A 15,412-nucleotide genomic window follows, 5' to 3' on the forward strand; every position below is an offset into this window, starting at 1 on the left:
TTTTTTTATTTCTACAATCTACCCTTTCAATTTTCCCTATATTTTTCTCGAATACCTTAATTAATCCATCATTTGTGGCTATTTTTGCGAAGCGCTTCGCAGCTCAATTTTTTAATTCTTTTGCATTACACATCATTTTGGAATCACGCTTTAAATTTTTACTTACAGGGTTATTGAATCCCTGAGGATGCCTTTAACTTATCTGCACAGGAATAATCGTAGGTAGGTTTAAGGTCAATGGGAAACTATAGCCAGTATTACCAAAATACGCTCTCTTATACAGAAGCCTCTATTGCACTGATTATCGGTACGTTACCGCTACTTTTCTTGCAAAATATTCCTAGTTCTAGTCACTATTTAGTGGTCGGCATTATTCTGCTAGTCACTTTGGTTATTATTTGGCGCAATAAGCGCATTCGATTTTTGGCATTAATGGGCGCGGGGTTCCTTTGGGCTTGCTGGCATGGTGTTGAAGTGCGAAAGAAAATCGACTTTCTAAGTAGTGCTCATCGGCAATGGGATATTACGATTGTTAGCATCCCACTCAATCAGGATGATGCTAAAAAGAGAGCGAGAATAGACAGAGTCGATGGAATACGAATTTTTCCTCCGCTCTATGCTTCATTGAATTTAAAACAAAATAATCATGAAAAAGTATGTGCAGGGCAGCAATGGAGGGTTGTTGGCAAGCTAAATCCAGTTCATGCTTCTCTGAATGAGGGCGGATTTGATCTGCAAAGGCATTTCATTGCTCAACGAGTCATCGGTACACTAAAAGTCAAACAAGCTGTACAAGTTGGTCAGCAATGTTCTCTACGGCAAAAAATTATTGACCAGTTCCGTGAAATACTTTCGACACGACAAAATCATGGAATTATTTATGCGTTAATGTTTGGGGAAAGAGGACGGCTTTCTGTCGAACATATACAATTATTGCAATCAACAGGATTGACACACTTGATCGCAATCTCTGGATTGCATATTGGAATCGCCTATTTAATTGGTTACTTATGCGCTCGCTTATTGCAATTTTTTCTACCCGTTAAATGGATAGGTGAGAATTTACCATTATTTTCAGGCGTTATATTTGCCTTACTCTATGCTTGGTTGTCGAATTTTGCGATTCCAGCAACTCGCGCTGTATTTGCATTGTTACTTTGGATTTATGTTCGTAAGCAGCCATTTTTCTGTTTTCCGTGGCAATGGGCGTTATGGAGTATTGCTGGGATTTTATTGTTTGATCCGCTTGCCATCCTTTCCGATAGCTTTTGGTTATCAAGCTTTGCTGTATTAGCTATTCTGTATTGGTTTCGTGTTTTTCCCATTTCGTCTACGTTGAGTTGTCATCCAATCATGGGAAAAATAGTGCCACTAATTCATCTGCAAATTGGTTTATTGATTTTACTAATACCTATTCAAGTATTGCTGTTTAACGGCATTAATGTCATGAGCTTATTTGCAAACTTATGGTTTGTTCCTCTTATTACTTGGGGAGTAGTACCCGTTATTTTTAGCACGCTATTGTTGCCTCTTAGCGCTTGGCATAATGTTGCTTTCGGATTAATAGATAATATCCTTGAGTTTGGGCTAAGGCCGCTGACATATTTAAGCGGGTTTTGGATTGAAATTAACACAATGTCTATTTACACCGTGTTTTTTTGTTGGGTATTTGCTTTTATTATATTATTTGGTTGGTATAAAAATTACCTTGGTTTATTAAGTTGCATTGGTTTTTTATTATTTTTCACTAAGAGCCAAAGCCAGCACGAAGAGCATGACTGGTGCTTAACCATGTTGGATATTGGGCATGGGCTTGCTGTGGTTATGGTGCAAAATCAACAAGGGGTTTTATATGATACGGGAAACCGCTGGCGTGATGGAAGCAACGCTAAACGGCAAATTATCCCTTTCTTAAAGCATCATCAAATCACGCCTATTAACGTAATCTTAAGTCATAATCACCTTGATCATACTGGTGGTATCTCCGATTTAATTGAAGCATATCCATGGTTAAATCTACGTAGCAGTTTTGGTCAGCTCAATCATCTTCCTTGTTATCAAGGACAACGTTGGCAATGGGGAATGTTAAGGTTCGAAGTATTGTGGCCCGAGAAATTAGCTGAGATATCGCACAATAATGACTCTTGTGTCATTCAGGTTAGTGATGGGCATCGGCGACTATTGCTTACGGGTGATTTGGAAAAACAAGGTGAAAAAAAGTTAGTATTACAAAATGATGGGCAGCTCAAAGCGGATATTTTATTTGTTCCTCATCATGGGAGTAATACATCTTCTACACCGTTATTTATACGAAAAGTACAGCCAACGTTGGCATTAGTTTCCTCTGCGAGATATAGCCCATGGAAAATTCCATCAGATAAAGTCTATTTGCGCTATGCTAAAAAGAATATTCAGTGGCTAAATACGGCGGAGGAGGGGCAGGTAACAATATGTTTTAAAAAAGAAAAAATGGAAATTTTGCGTTACAGAAAAGAAATTAATCCACGTTGGTATCATCTGTGGTTTGGTGATCGCCAATTTCCCTTGTAGAATAGTGCGCTTACATTAAGTCTGGTAATAAAAGCATGAATGATCAAGACCTATCGACAAAGCAAACATTTAAGCGCCTATGGCCAACCATTGCTCCTTTTAAAATTGGATTAGTTGTTGCAGCAATTGCTCTTATCATCAACGCCGCAGGTGATGCGTTTATGATTTCTTTATTGAAACCATTATTAGATGACGGTTTTGGTAAAGCGGATAACAACACATTGAAGTGGTTACCGTTGGCAATTTTGGGCTTGATGATCGTGCGTGGATCTTCAAGTTTCGTCTCTACATACTGCGTTTCTTGGGTGTCAGGAAAAGTAGTGATGAGTATGCGCCGCAAATTATTTGGTCATATGATGGGAATGCCGGTGAGCTATTTTGACCAGCAATCCACAGGGACTTTATTATCGCGTATTACCTATGATTCAGAGCAGGTTGCATCTTCGGCTTCCGGTGCCCTCATTACCATTATTCGCGAAGGAACTTATATCATCGCGTTATTTGGTATTATGTTTTATAACAGCTGGCAATTGTCGTTGATTTTGATTGCTATTGCCCCTGTCGTCTCTATCACCATCCGAGTAGTTTCTAAGCGTTTTCGTAAAATTAGCAAAAACATGCAAACGGGTATGGGACATGTGACGACTAGCGCTGAGCAGATGCTTAAAGGGCATAAAGAAGTCCTCATTTTTGGTGGGCAGAAAGTCGAAACTGAACGTTTTGATAAAGTCAGCAATAATATGCGCCGTCAAAATATGAAGATGGTTAGCGCCTCAGCTATTTCTGACCCTATTGTTCAGATGATTGCCTCTTTTGCATTAGCGTTTGTTTTGTACGCAGCAAGCTTCCCTGAAATTAAAGAGCAATTATCACCAGGTACGATAGGTGTTGTTTTCTCGTCCATGTTTGCGTTAATGCGCCCACTTAAGTCTCTAACTAACGTTAATGCGCAATTCCAGCGTGGAATGGCAGCTTGCCAAACGTTATTTGCGATTTTAGATACTGAAAAAGAAAAAGATGAAGGAACGAAAGTTCTGACTCAAGTGAAAGGTGATATTGAGTTCGACTCAGTCACGTTTACTTATCAAACCAAAGAGCACCCTGCACTAGAGGATGTTTCTTTTACGCTACCTGCAGGCAAATCCGTTGCTTTAGTGGGACGCTCGGGTTCAGGTAAATCGACCATCGCTAACTTAATTACTCGCTTCTATGATATCGATAAGGGCAGTATCCGTATTGATGGGCATGATATTCGTGATTACACCTTAGAGTCATTGCGTAGCCAAGTGGCTCTGGTTTCCCAGCATGTATATTTATTCAACGATACTGTTGCGAATAATATTGCCTATGCGACAGATGGGCGATATAGCCGAGCAGAAATTGAAAAAGCCGCTGAAATGGCTTATGCCATGGACTTTATCCAAAAGCTGGATAATGGCTTAGATACGATGATTGGTGAAAATGGTGTGATGCTTTCCGGTGGTCAACGCCAGCGTATTGCAATTGCTCGTGCATTATTACGTGATGCACCAATTTTGATTCTAGATGAAGCAACATCCGCTCTGGATACTGAATCAGAGCGTGCAATTCAAGCTGCATTAGATGAATTACAGAAGAATAGAACTTCATTAGTCATTGCTCACCGTTTATCCACTATTGAAAATGCGGATCAAATCTTGGTTGTACAAGATGGTCATATCATTGAACGTGGTGACCACTCAACGCTATTAGCGAAAAATGGGGCATACGCGCAATTACATAGGATCCAATTTAAGAATGATTGAGCGAATTTGGTCCGGTAAATCATGGCTTTATATTTTGTTGCTTCCATTATCATTTCTGTATGGAGTGATAACGTTAGTACGTCATATTGGCTATAAAACCGGATTATTTCGCTCATGGAAAGCCCCTGTACCTGTTGTGGTCGTGGGAAATTTAACGGCAGGGGGAAATGGAAAAACCCCTGTGGTTATTTGGCTAGTTGAATCGCTCATGAAACAAGGTGTTCGTGTTGGGGTTGTTTCTCGTGGATATGGAGGTCAATCTGACCATTATCCACTAGTGTTAGACCAAACGACAACGACGGCAGCCGCAGGTGATGAGCCAGTTTTGATTTATCATCGTACTCATGCGCCTGTTGCGGTGGCTCCAAAACGTAGTGATGCCATTAAAGCATTACTCGATAATTTTCAATTAGATATTATTGTTACAGACGACGGTTTACAGCATTATGCATTGCAACGTGACTATGAAATCGTTGTCATTGATGGGCAGCGTCGTTTTGGTAATGGCTGGTGGTTACCCGCGGGACCAATGCGTGAACGTGCAGGGCGATTAAAGACAGTGAACGCCATGATTGTAAATGGTGGTGTTCCTAACTCGAATGAAACACTGATGTCCCTAGAAGGGGATATGGCAGTGAACCTCGTTACAGGCGAAAAAATCTCGATCACTGAGCTTAACAATGTGGTTGCGATGGCTGGAATAGGTCATCCACCTCGTTTTTTCTCTTCTTTAGAAAGCAAGGGATTAACACTCATTAATACTCATGCGTTTTCTGATCATCAAGCTTATAGCCAGCAGCAACTTGCTCCTTTAGCTGAAACAAATCAAAATTTACTGATGACTGAAAAGGATGCTGTTAAATGCCATTCCTTCGCACAGACCAATTGGTGGTATCTTCCTGTGAAAGCGCATTTTGATGAAATAGGCGAAAAACGAATCTTAAGTGAAATAAAATCACTTATCTGAAATAAAACAGCTTGCTTTTAGGATTAATTTCAGATAATAATACCTGCAATGTGATGCAGATCTACTTATTATGTACCAAGTTGCAATACATTAATAAGTGGATTATTTGCTAGCTTTAATTTTACGACCCGTTCTTGAGTTAGTCACTTATCCTCGCAAGACACTACTTACTCTACTATTTCGTGTTGTCATCATAATGTCAAAATAGACTGTTAAGTTCACGGTAAATGTGTGGTGCCTGAAACCTACACTTGGGTCGTTATAAGATATGCATAAACATTTGATGCATAAATTGGTTAAGTTAATTACTCTTAATTATTGTTAATAGATTGAATTGAATAGATAGGTCAGAATGAACTGATCGAAATAAATAGTTCAGCAAAATAAATGGAATAACGTGTAGAGAGTAATGATACAAATATAAAAATTGTTCTCGGAACAAGAAGGAGTTTTAATATGAATTTTCAATTACATATGGGCCAAGTTAAATGGTTTGACGCAAAAGAAGGTTACGGCTTTATTTCACCTCGTAATGGTGGCGATGATATTTTCGTAACAACCAAGTCAATTGCGAATAAAAAAATAAAATCTTTATCTGAAGGTCAAAACGTCGAGTTCTCTGTTACTCGTAATTCAGATGGCATAACGGCAAGAGACGTTATCGCTTACTAATTGAATTCTTAACAGAAATATTTCTCCTGCACTATCCTCTCACTCTTCGCAGGAGATCTTAATAAGCAAGAATAGAGTTAACGGTGATACCTGCATGTGATATCCTGACGCCAAGTGAGTTTAAATCCATTTGGGAGAAAACATGGATCACCGTTTACTTGAAATTGTTGCTTGCCCATCCTGTCACGGCAAACTAAGTTACAACAAAGAAAACCTCGAATTAATCTGCAAATTTGATCATCTCGCTTTTCCTGTTCGTGATGGTATCCCCGTTTTACTTGAGAACGAAGCGCGTAAAGTTGCTTTAGACGAAGGACTGTAATCCTATGTTTACCGTCATTATTCCTGCGCGTTACGCTTCAACACGATTACCGGGTAAGCCTTTAGCAGATATTCACGGTAAACCGATGGTTGTTCGTGTCATGGAGCAAGCGATTAAATCAGGCGCCAGTCGAGTCATTATTGCAACTGACCACCCCGATGTCGCTGCAGCGGTCATCGCAGCTGGTGGAGAAGCTTGTATGACCAATCCCGATCATCAATCTGGCACGGAACGTTTGGCTGAAGTGATTGACACTTACGGCTTTTCCGATGACGAAATTATTGTCAATGTGCAGGGTGATGAACCGCTGATCCCACCAGAAATTATTCGCCAAGTCGCTCATAATTTGCAAGGTAGTCAGGCAAATATGGGAACACTCGCTGTCCCTATTCATTGTGCGCAAGAAGCCTTTAATCCGAATGCGGTGAAGGTTGTGATGGATAAAGACGGTTACGCGCTTTATTTTTCTCGAGCGACAATTCCGTGGGATAGAGACCAATTTGCAAAGAGTAAAGAGACCATCGGTGATACTTTCTTGCGCCACATTGGTATCTACGCTTATCGCGCTGGCTTTATTCGTCGTTATATCGCGTGGGATGCTAGCCCATTAGAGAAAATCGAGATGCTAGAGCAGCTTCGCGTGCTTTGGTATGGTGAGAAAATTCATGTGGCGGTTGCTGAAAAGGCACCGGGCGCAGGGGTGGATACACCAGAAGATCTCGAATTGGTAAGACAAGAATTTCAGCCATAATTTCTAGTGTGAATAATGGTCTGATAAAACAAGGGGAAACTGAATAAGTTTCCCCTTTGTATTTACTCCGCCTGATTATCTTCGAGTGGCTGGGTATTATCGGGTTTTAAGTGCCACCAAATTGAACCAATGAGCTCATACCATGCTCGTTCACTGTGGCTAAAATAAAATGCGGAAGGAATGTAGCGCTCCCAAGGATTCAAATCGCTGGTGATCACCAATTGATTGGCTGGGGCTGGATAAGGCTGCATTCCACGACTCGTAAACATCTTCAACGCACGGGGTAAATGGTTCGCTGAAGTCACTAACAAGAACGGCTGCTTACCAATAATTTTTTCCACTTCATAGGCTTCTTCTTGCGTATCTTTCGGTTCGGTTAGCGGGATTGTATCTGTCGCTGGAACTCCTAAAGATTGAGCAACCATGGATGCGACTTCGGCGCTACTGATTGGGCTACTGGCTTTACCGCCAGTAAAAATCAATTTGCTGCCGGGATGCTGCAGATAAAGACGTACCCCTTCAGTGACTCGAGGCAAGCTGTTACTGAGCAAATTCGAGCTAGGACTCCAGTCTGGGTTATAGGTAAACCCGCCGCCCAAAACCACAATATATTTTATCTCTTTAGGTGGATTCGTGGTGATAAGCTCATAACGTTTATCATAAGGGCCTTCAACGGGCGCCAGTAGCCGATCAGAAATGGGTTGTAGCCCTAATAGCGAGATGATAACAAGGCTTAATGTCACCAAGGATTTTCCACTTTTTTGCCAGCGGGTAAACCATAATAAAATCAGTCCAATTCCCCCAATAATCAATAATAAGGGCAGAGGCATTAATAGTGAACCAAGGTATTTTTTAAGCAGAAATAACATAGAAAGCCTGTTATGAAGATAATGTAAGCGAATAGGGTCAAATGTAGCTGCATCAGCAATAAAATGCCATGTAAAATAAATCGGATACAAAATAAAGTACTATGCAAAAACAGCTAGATTATCTGTTATAATTCTTGGTTTTGATATGCTGTAAATAACTCATGATAGGTAATTGGAACGCAGATGGCAGACCGCAACTTTGATGATATTGTCGATAAATTTGCAAAAAATATTTATGGAACGACAAAAGGAAAAATTCGCGAAGCGGTAGTTTGGCAAGATCTGACCCAGTTACTGGAAACGCGTTTTCAAGGTCAAACATTACGTATATTAGATGCAGGCGGCGGAGAAGGTCATTTTTCTCGTCAATTAGCTGCAATGGGTCATCAGGTTATTCTTTGCGATTTATCCGAAGAAATGTTAGAACGGGCATCGGTGCTTGCTGATGAACAAGGAATTAGCGAGAATATCAGCTTTGTTCACTGCGCAGTTCAAGATATTGCTCAACACCTTGATGAACCAGTTGATTTTGTCTTGTTTCATGCGGTACTTGAATGGATTAGCGACCAGAAATATGCATTAGAGCAACTGGCAGAGATTATCAGGCCGGAAGGCATATTTTCTGTCATGTTCTATAATGCAAATGGCTTGGTGATGCGTAATGCAATTTTAGGTAATTTTCATCTCGCAACTCCTCATATCCAGCGTCGTCGCAAACGTTCATTATCGCCACAGAACCCGCTTTTTCCTCAACAGGTTGATGAGTGGCTTATTGGTTGTGGTATGGATATTTTAGGCAAAAGTGGCGTCAGAGTGTTCCATGATTATTTGCAAAGTAGACAATTACAACAAAAAGACTTTCCAGCGTTATTGGCGCTTGAGCAACAATATTGTCGTGAAGAACCCTATATTAGCATGGGGCGATATATTCATGTCATGGCACGCAAACAAACCCAAAAGGACGATTTATGAGTGATTTTTCCCAGACCGTCCCTGAACTCGTGTCTTGGGCACGAAAAAATGATTTTGCGATTTCCCTACCCGCAGAGCGCCTAGCATTTTTGCTGGCCGTCGCAGTACTTAACAGTGAGCGGGTGAACGGTGAAATGAGTGAAGGGGAGCTGGTGGATGCGTTTCGAGAAGTGTGCAAAGGCTTCGAACAAACCACCGAATCACTGGCTGTCAGAGCGAACAACGCCATCAACGACATGGTTCGCCAAAAAATATTTAACCGCTTTGCCAGCGACATTGTCGAAGGAAATGCGATTTATCGCCTAACGCCACTCGGCATTGGCATTAGTGATTACTATATTCGTCAACGCGAATTTTCGACATTAAGATTGTCGATGCAGTTATCGATTGTCGCGGGAGAGCTACAACGTGCAGCGGAATCAGCCGAAGAAGGTGGTGATGAATTTTATTGGCACCGCCATGTTTTTGCGCCATTAAAATATTCAGTCGCTGAAATTTTTGACAGTATTGACCTGTCACAGCGAATTATGGACGAGCAACAAAACAGCGTTAAAGATGATATTGCTGCACTTTTAAACCAAGACTGGCAGGCAGCGATTGCCAACTGTGAACAGCTACTTTCTGAAACGTCCGGTACATTAAGAGAATTGCAAGACACGTTAGAAGCAGCTGGCGATAAGCTACAGGCAAACTTACTGCGTATTCAAGAAGCGAATATGAATGCGCCGCAGTTCTCGGAAATGGTCGACCGACTAATCTTTGATTTGCAAAACAAGCTAGACCGTATTGTGAGCTGGGGGCAGCAATCCATTGATTTATGGATTGGTTACGACCGACATGTTCACAAATTTATCCGTACAGCGATTGATATGGATAAAAACCGTATATTTTCTCAACGTTTACGTCAATCTGTACAGCAGTACCTCGATAGCCCTTGGGCACTCACCTATGCCAATGCGGATAGGCTTTTTGATATGCGTGATGAGGAGCTGGCACTTCATGATCAAGAAGTGATGGGGGAACTCCCACCTGATCTGGAATTTGAAGAGTTCAGTGAACTTAATGACCAATTAGCGGCGTTAATCGAAGCGCAACTTGCGTTCTATAAAACGGATAACAAACCGCTGGATGTCAGTCACGTATTACAGAGTTATCTGACGCAATACCCGCAGAAACGCCATTTTGATGTTGCGCGTATTATTATCGATCAGGCTGTAAAACTAGGTATCGCAGAGGCTGATCTGGCGGGATTACCGGCAGAATGGCGCGCTATTAATGATCACGGAGCCAAGGTACAGGCACATGTCATCGACAAATATTGAACAATTTATGCCAGTTAAACTGGCTCAAGCACTAGCTAACCCTATTTTTCCTGAGCTGGACAGCCAACTGCGTGCTGGTCGCCATATTAGTATTGATGATCTTGATAATCATGCATTTTTAATGGATTTTCAGGAATCGTTAGAGCAATTTTATGCTCGTTATAATGTTGAACTGATCCGGGCGCCAGAAGGCTTTTTCTATTTGCGTCCTCGCTCAAGCACTTTAATTCCCCGTTCTGTTTTGTCTGAACTGGACATGATGGTGGGTAAAATTCTGTGCTACCTCTATTTGAGTCCTGAGCGTCTAACCAACCAAGGGGTCTTTACCTCTCAAGAGCTGTTTGAAGAATTATTGTCGCTGGCCGACGAAAGCAAATTACTGAAATTTGTTAACCAACGCTCCACAGGTTCAGACCTTGATAAACAAAAATTACAGGAAAAACTGAGAACCTCCTTAAACCGTTTACGCCGTTTAGGTATGGTCTATTTCCTGCAAAATGACTCCAGCAAATTTATTATTAATGAGTCTGTATTCCGCTTTGGTGCGGATGTACGTAGTGGCGATAATCCTCAAGAAGCACAATTACGCATGATCCGTGATGGTGAAGCGGTCTCTCTTGAAGGGGAATTGTCGCTAAGAGACAGTGATGAAGACGAAACGGATGAGAGTCAAGATCTGGCTGACAGTGAAGAGGATGAACAAGAATGATTGAACGCGGAAAATTTCGCTCACTGACGCTGGTGAACTGGAACGGCTTTTTTGCTCGTACTTTTGACCTTGATGAATTAGTTACCACCCTGTCTGGGGGAAATGGTGCGGGTAAATCCACCACCATGGCGGCCTTTATTACCGCCATGATCCCTGACTTAACATTACTGCATTTCCGTAATACCACAGAAGCAGGAGCCACCTCGGGTTCCCGTGATAAAGGTCTACACGGAAAGCTGCGTCCTGGTGTCTGTTATGCCGTACTGGATGTGTTAAACTCTAAACATCAACGAGTTATGGTCGGTGTTCGCTTACAGCAAGTAGCAGGACGCGATAAAAAAGTCGATATCAAACCGTTTATGATCCAAGGCGTGCCATTAGCCACTGTGCCAACGGAAGTATTAACGGAAGTGTTTGAAGGGCGCCAAGCTAAGGTTATTCCGTTGAATGACCTGAAAGAGCGCGTAGAAAAACAAGAAGGCATCCAATTTAAGCAATTTAATTCGATCACGGACTACCACTCAGTATTATTTGAATTGGGTGTACTGCCAAAACGCCTGCGTTCAGCGGGCGATCGTAGTAAATATTACCGTTTGATTGAAGCTTCCTTATATGGCGGGATTTCCAGTGCAATCACTCGTTCACTACGTGATTATTTATTACCGGAAAACAGCGGTGTACGTAAAGCATTCCAAGATATGGAAGCGGCATTACGTGAAAACCGTTTAACACTGGAAGCCATCCGCGTAACACAATCTGACCGTGATTTATTCAAACATTTGATCAGCGAAGCCACAGACTATGTATCTGCGGACTATATGCGCCACTCAAATGAGCGTCGAATTCACCTAGATGCGGCTTTAGCTGCCCGAAACGAACTGTATAGCAACCGTAAACAACTACGCGTTGAGCAAGTTCGTAGTGTGGAAATGGCGCGTGAATTAAATGAACAAAACGAAGCATCAACGGAAATCGAAGCGGACTACCAAGCGGCAAGTGACCACTTAAATCTGGTGCAAGCGGCGTTACGTCATCAAGAAAAAATTGACCGCTACCAAGCTGATATTGAAGAGCTCACTTATCGTCTTGAAGAACAGAGCGAAGTCGTCGCAGAAGCCACAGAGAAACACGAAGAACTTGATGCCCGTGCTCAAGCGGCTGAAATTGAAGTGGATGAGCTGAAAAACCAGCTGGCAGATTACCAGCAAGCGCTTGATGTACAGCAAACTCGTGCGATTCAATATCAACAAGCACTTCATGCCTTAAACCGTGCTCGCGAACTCTGCCAGCTACCTGATCTTACCATTGAAAACATCGATGAATGGCTGGAAACCTTTGAAGCCAAAGAGCAGCAAGCCACAGAAGCCTTACTCGCATTAGAACAAAAAATGAGCGTTGCGGATGCGGCGCATAGCCAGTTTGAGCAAGCGTATCAACTGGTGAAAACCATGTTAGGTGATGTGAGCCGTGGGGATGCATACACGCAAGCGCGTTCATTACTGCGCGACTGGTCATCGCAACAACATTTAGCAGAGCGTGTTCAGCCGCTGCGTATGCAATTATCTGAACTGCAACAGCATTTAGACAGCCAGCGTAATGCAGAAAAATTACTGAGCGAATTCTGTAAACGTTATGGCCAAAGTGTTGAGCCGGATGAGCTTGATGCCTTGATGGCAGAGTTAGAAATTCTGCAAGAAGAGTTAAGTACTGGTGTTAATGAGAGCGGCGAAAAACGCATGCAAATGCGCCAAGAGTTGGAGCAAATTCGCCAGCGTATCAGCCAGCTTTCCGCTAAAGCACCTGCGTGGATTATGGCGCAAGAAGCACTGACTCAACTCAATGAACAATCAGGTGAAACTTTCGAAAATAGCACTGAAGTGACTGAATTTATGCAGCAACTTCTTGAGCAAGAAAGGGAAATTACGGTTGAACGTGATGAAGTCGCAGCGCAGCGCCGTGACCTTGATAAGCAAATCGAACGTTTAAGCCAGCCAAGTGGTGCCGAAGATGGTCGTATGCTGGCACTGGCAGAGCGCTTTAATGGCGTACTGTTATCTGAAATCTACGATGATATTACCATTGAAGATGCGGCGTATTTCTCTGCATTGTACGGCCCAGCGCGTCACGGTATTGTGGTACAAGATTTGGCTGTGGTTCGCGAGCAGCTAGAAAATTTACAAGATTGCCCTGATGATGTGTACTTTATCGAAGGGGATCCATCTTCATTTGATGACAGCGTTTTTGATGCCCAAGAGTTTGAAAATGCTGTATTAGTCCGTTCATCGGAGCGTCAATGGCGCTATTCTCGCTACCCAGAGTTACCGCTATTTGGTCGTGCTGCCCGTGAAAGTCATTTAGAGTCACTGAGTGCTGAGCGTGATGAATTGGCTGAGCGTTATGCGACCTTGTCGTTTGACGTGCAAAAAATTCAGCGTGCTCACCAAGCATTTAGCCGTTTTATCGGTCAGCATATTTCAGTGGCGTTTGAAGCGGATCCTGAAGCTGAAATTCGTACATTAAATCAAAAACGTACTGAATTAGAGCGTGGACTGAACCAATTTGAAGAACAGACCCAGCAACAACGCCAACAGTTCGCTCAAGGCAAAGAAAACCTACTGGCATTAAACCGTTTATTGCCGCAAGTGAATTTGTTGATGGATGAAACGCTGGTGGATCGCGTTGAAGAGATCCGAGAGGAGCTTTCAGAAGCTGAAGAAGCGGCACATTTCATCAATAAGCACGGTAACAATCTGGCGAAGTTAGAGCCGATTGTGACGGTATTACTCAGTGATCCTGAGCAACATGATCAACTGCGTAAAGATTATGAATTGGCGAAACATACCCAGCAAAATGCGAAGCAACAAGCCTTTGCCTTGGTGGAAGTGGCACAGCGTCGCGCGCACTTTAGCTACAGTGATTCGACGGGGATGGTCAACGAAAATGCGGACTTGAATGAAAAATTGCGCCAGCGTTTAGAGCATGCGGAAGCCGATAGAACTCGTGCCCGTGAGCTATTACGCCAGCAACAAGCACAAAGCACGCAATATCATCAAGTTTTGGCATCGCTGCGCAGTTCATTCGACACCAAGCAAGAAATGTTGAAAGAACTTGAAGCAGAAATGCAAGAAATGGGCGTGAAAGCGGACCCAGATGCACAAGAGCGTGCCAGCATTCGCCGTGATGAATTACATCAATCTGTTATGGCAAACCGTAGCCGCATCAACCAGTTAGAAAAACAACTGACGTTATGTGAAGCGGAAATGGATAACCTGCAAAAACGTCTGCGTAAGCTGGAAAAAGATTATTACCAAATCCGTGAGCAAGTCGTGATGGCGAAAGCGGGCTGGTGTGCGGTGATGCGCTTGGTGAAAGATAATGGCGTTGAGCGTCGTCTGCATCGTCGCGAATTGGCTTATACCGATGGTGATAGTTTACGTTCGATGTCGGATAAAGCGTTAGGAGCGCTGCGTTTAGCGGTGGCGGATAACGAACATCTGCGTGATGTGTTGCGCATGTCTGAAGATCCTAAACATCCTGAGCGTAAAATTCAGTTCTTTATCGCAGTGTACCAACATCTGCGTGAGCGCATTCGCCAAGATATTATTCGTACTGATGACCCAATCGATGCGATTGAACAGATGGAAATTGAGTTAGCGCGTCTGACCGAAGAGTTAACTGCCCGTGAGCAAAAACTGGCAATTAGCTCGAAGAGTGTGGCGAATATCATTCGTAAAACTATCCAGCGTGAGCAAAACCGTATTCGTATGCTGAACCAAGGCCTACAAGCGGTGGCATTTGGTCAGGTTAAAGGGGTTAGATTGAATGTGAATATTCGTGAAAGCCATGCCTTATTGTTGAGCGTGCTATCCGAAGAGAGCGAATTGCACCAAGACCTGTTTACTAGCCAACGTTTAACCTTCTCTGAAGCGATGGCGAAACTGTATCAACGCCTGAACCCACAGATGGATATGGGGCAACGCCTGCCGCAAACCATTGGTGAAGAGCTGTTAGATTACCGTAACTACTTAGAGTTAGAAGTTGAAGTTAACCGCGGCTCTGATGGTTGGTTAAAAGCAGAAAGTGGGGCGTTATCAACGGGGGAAGCGATCGGTACGGGGATGTCTATCTTAGTAATGGTCGTCCAGAGCTGGGAAGAAGAAGCCCGCCGACTGCGTGCGAAAGATATCATTCCATGTCGCTTACTGTTCTTGGATGAAGCGGCGCGTTTGGATGCGAAGTCTATCGCCACGTTATTTGAGTTATGTGACAGACTGGAAATGCAGCTTATTATCGCTGCGCCGGAAAACATTAGCCCAGAGAAAGGAACCACCTATAAACTGGTGCGTAAAGTGACTGGTAATACGGAACACGTTCACGTTGTTGGGTTAAAAGGTTTTGGTCAGGATAATCCGGCTCCACAAGCATTACCTCAATAATTGATTTTTTGTAGATAATAAAACCGACATAGGAAACTGTGTCGGTTTTTTATTATCT

11 protein-coding genes are annotated in these 15,412 nt (G+C 42.8%); 10 read left to right on the top strand and 1 reads right to left on the bottom strand.

What is annotated here, in order from left to right; all coding sequences use genetic code 11:
* Positions 1 to 327 precede the first annotated feature (327 nt).
* The 6 genes from M5X66_RS05640 (at position 328) to kdsB (ending at position 7,046) form a co-directional block, all read left to right on the top strand.
* Positions 328 to 2,550, top strand: coding sequence for a DNA internalization-related competence protein ComEC/Rec2 (locus tag M5X66_RS05640; protein ID WP_270103927.1), 2,223 nt, complete (start codon positions 328 to 330; stop codon positions 2,548 to 2,550).
* Positions 2,551 to 2,585: 35 nt separating this feature from the next.
* Positions 2,586 to 4,334, top strand: coding sequence for a lipid A ABC transporter ATP-binding protein/permease MsbA (gene msbA / locus M5X66_RS05645; protein WP_036951762.1), 1,749 nt, complete (start codon positions 2,586 to 2,588; stop codon positions 4,332 to 4,334).
* Positions 4,327 to 5,301: a tetraacyldisaccharide 4'-kinase gene (gene lpxK, locus M5X66_RS05650; protein ID WP_154609467.1), complete on the top strand. Its 975-nt coding sequence runs from the start codon at positions 4,327 to 4,329 to the stop codon at positions 5,299 to 5,301. The genes msbA and lpxK overlap by 8 nt, the downstream gene beginning before the upstream one ends.
* 456 nt (positions 5,302 to 5,757) lie before the next feature.
* On the top strand, positions 5,758 to 5,973 hold the full coding sequence (locus M5X66_RS05655; protein WP_036951758.1) for a cold-shock protein: 216 nt from the start codon (positions 5,758 to 5,760) through the stop codon (positions 5,971 to 5,973).
* A gap of 142 nt (positions 5,974 to 6,115) precedes the next feature.
* Positions 6,116 to 6,295 carry a Trm112 family protein gene (locus M5X66_RS05660; RefSeq protein ID WP_036951756.1) on the top strand — a complete coding sequence of 60 codons (180 nt, stop codon included), beginning with the start codon at positions 6,116 to 6,118 and terminating at the stop codon, positions 6,293 to 6,295.
* A gap of 4 nt (positions 6,296 to 6,299) precedes the next feature.
* Positions 6,300 to 7,046: a 3-deoxy-manno-octulosonate cytidylyltransferase gene (gene kdsB, locus M5X66_RS05665; RefSeq protein ID WP_036951753.1), complete on the top strand. Its 747-nt coding sequence runs from the start codon at positions 6,300 to 6,302 to the stop codon at positions 7,044 to 7,046.
* 62 nt (positions 7,047 to 7,108) lie between these two features.
* Here kdsB and elyC read toward each other — a convergent pair whose 3' ends face one another.
* Entirely contained in the window at positions 7,109 to 7,915 is an 807-nt protein-coding gene (gene elyC / locus M5X66_RS05670) for an envelope biogenesis factor ElyC (RefSeq protein WP_036951750.1), read from the bottom strand.
* Positions 7,916 to 8,098: 183 nt separating this feature from the next.
* On the opposite strand from elyC, the gene cmoM reads away from it, so the two are divergent.
* From cmoM to mukB, 4 genes are read left to right on the top strand one after another with little or no spacing between them, the layout of a single operon-like run.
* Entirely contained in the window at positions 8,099 to 8,887 is a 789-nt protein-coding gene (cmoM, locus tag M5X66_RS05675; RefSeq protein ID WP_036951748.1) for a tRNA uridine 5-oxyacetic acid(34) methyltransferase CmoM, read from the top strand.
* Positions 8,884 to 10,209 carry a chromosome partition protein MukF gene (gene mukF / locus M5X66_RS05680; protein WP_036951744.1) on the top strand — a complete coding sequence of 442 codons (1,326 nt, stop codon included), beginning with the start codon at positions 8,884 to 8,886 and terminating at the stop codon, positions 10,207 to 10,209. The genes cmoM and mukF overlap by 4 nt, the downstream gene beginning before the upstream one ends.
* Entirely contained in the window at positions 10,190 to 10,918 is a 729-nt protein-coding gene (mukE, locus tag M5X66_RS05685) for a chromosome partition protein MukE (RefSeq protein ID WP_036951742.1), read from the top strand. Before mukF ends, mukE begins: the two co-directional genes overlap by 20 nt.
* Complete coding sequence (gene mukB / locus M5X66_RS05690) at positions 10,915 to 15,354, top strand: chromosome partition protein MukB (RefSeq protein ID WP_270103928.1); 4,440 nt, start codon at positions 10,915 to 10,917, stop codon at positions 15,352 to 15,354. Before mukE ends, mukB begins: the two co-directional genes overlap by 4 nt.
* Positions 15,355 to 15,412: the final 58 nt, after the last annotated feature.

The sequence above is a fragment of the Providencia sp. PROV188 genome (genome assembly GCF_027595165.1).
In the GTDB taxonomy this organism is placed as follows: Bacteria; Pseudomonadota; Gammaproteobacteria; order Enterobacterales; family Enterobacteriaceae; genus Providencia; species Providencia lanzhouensis.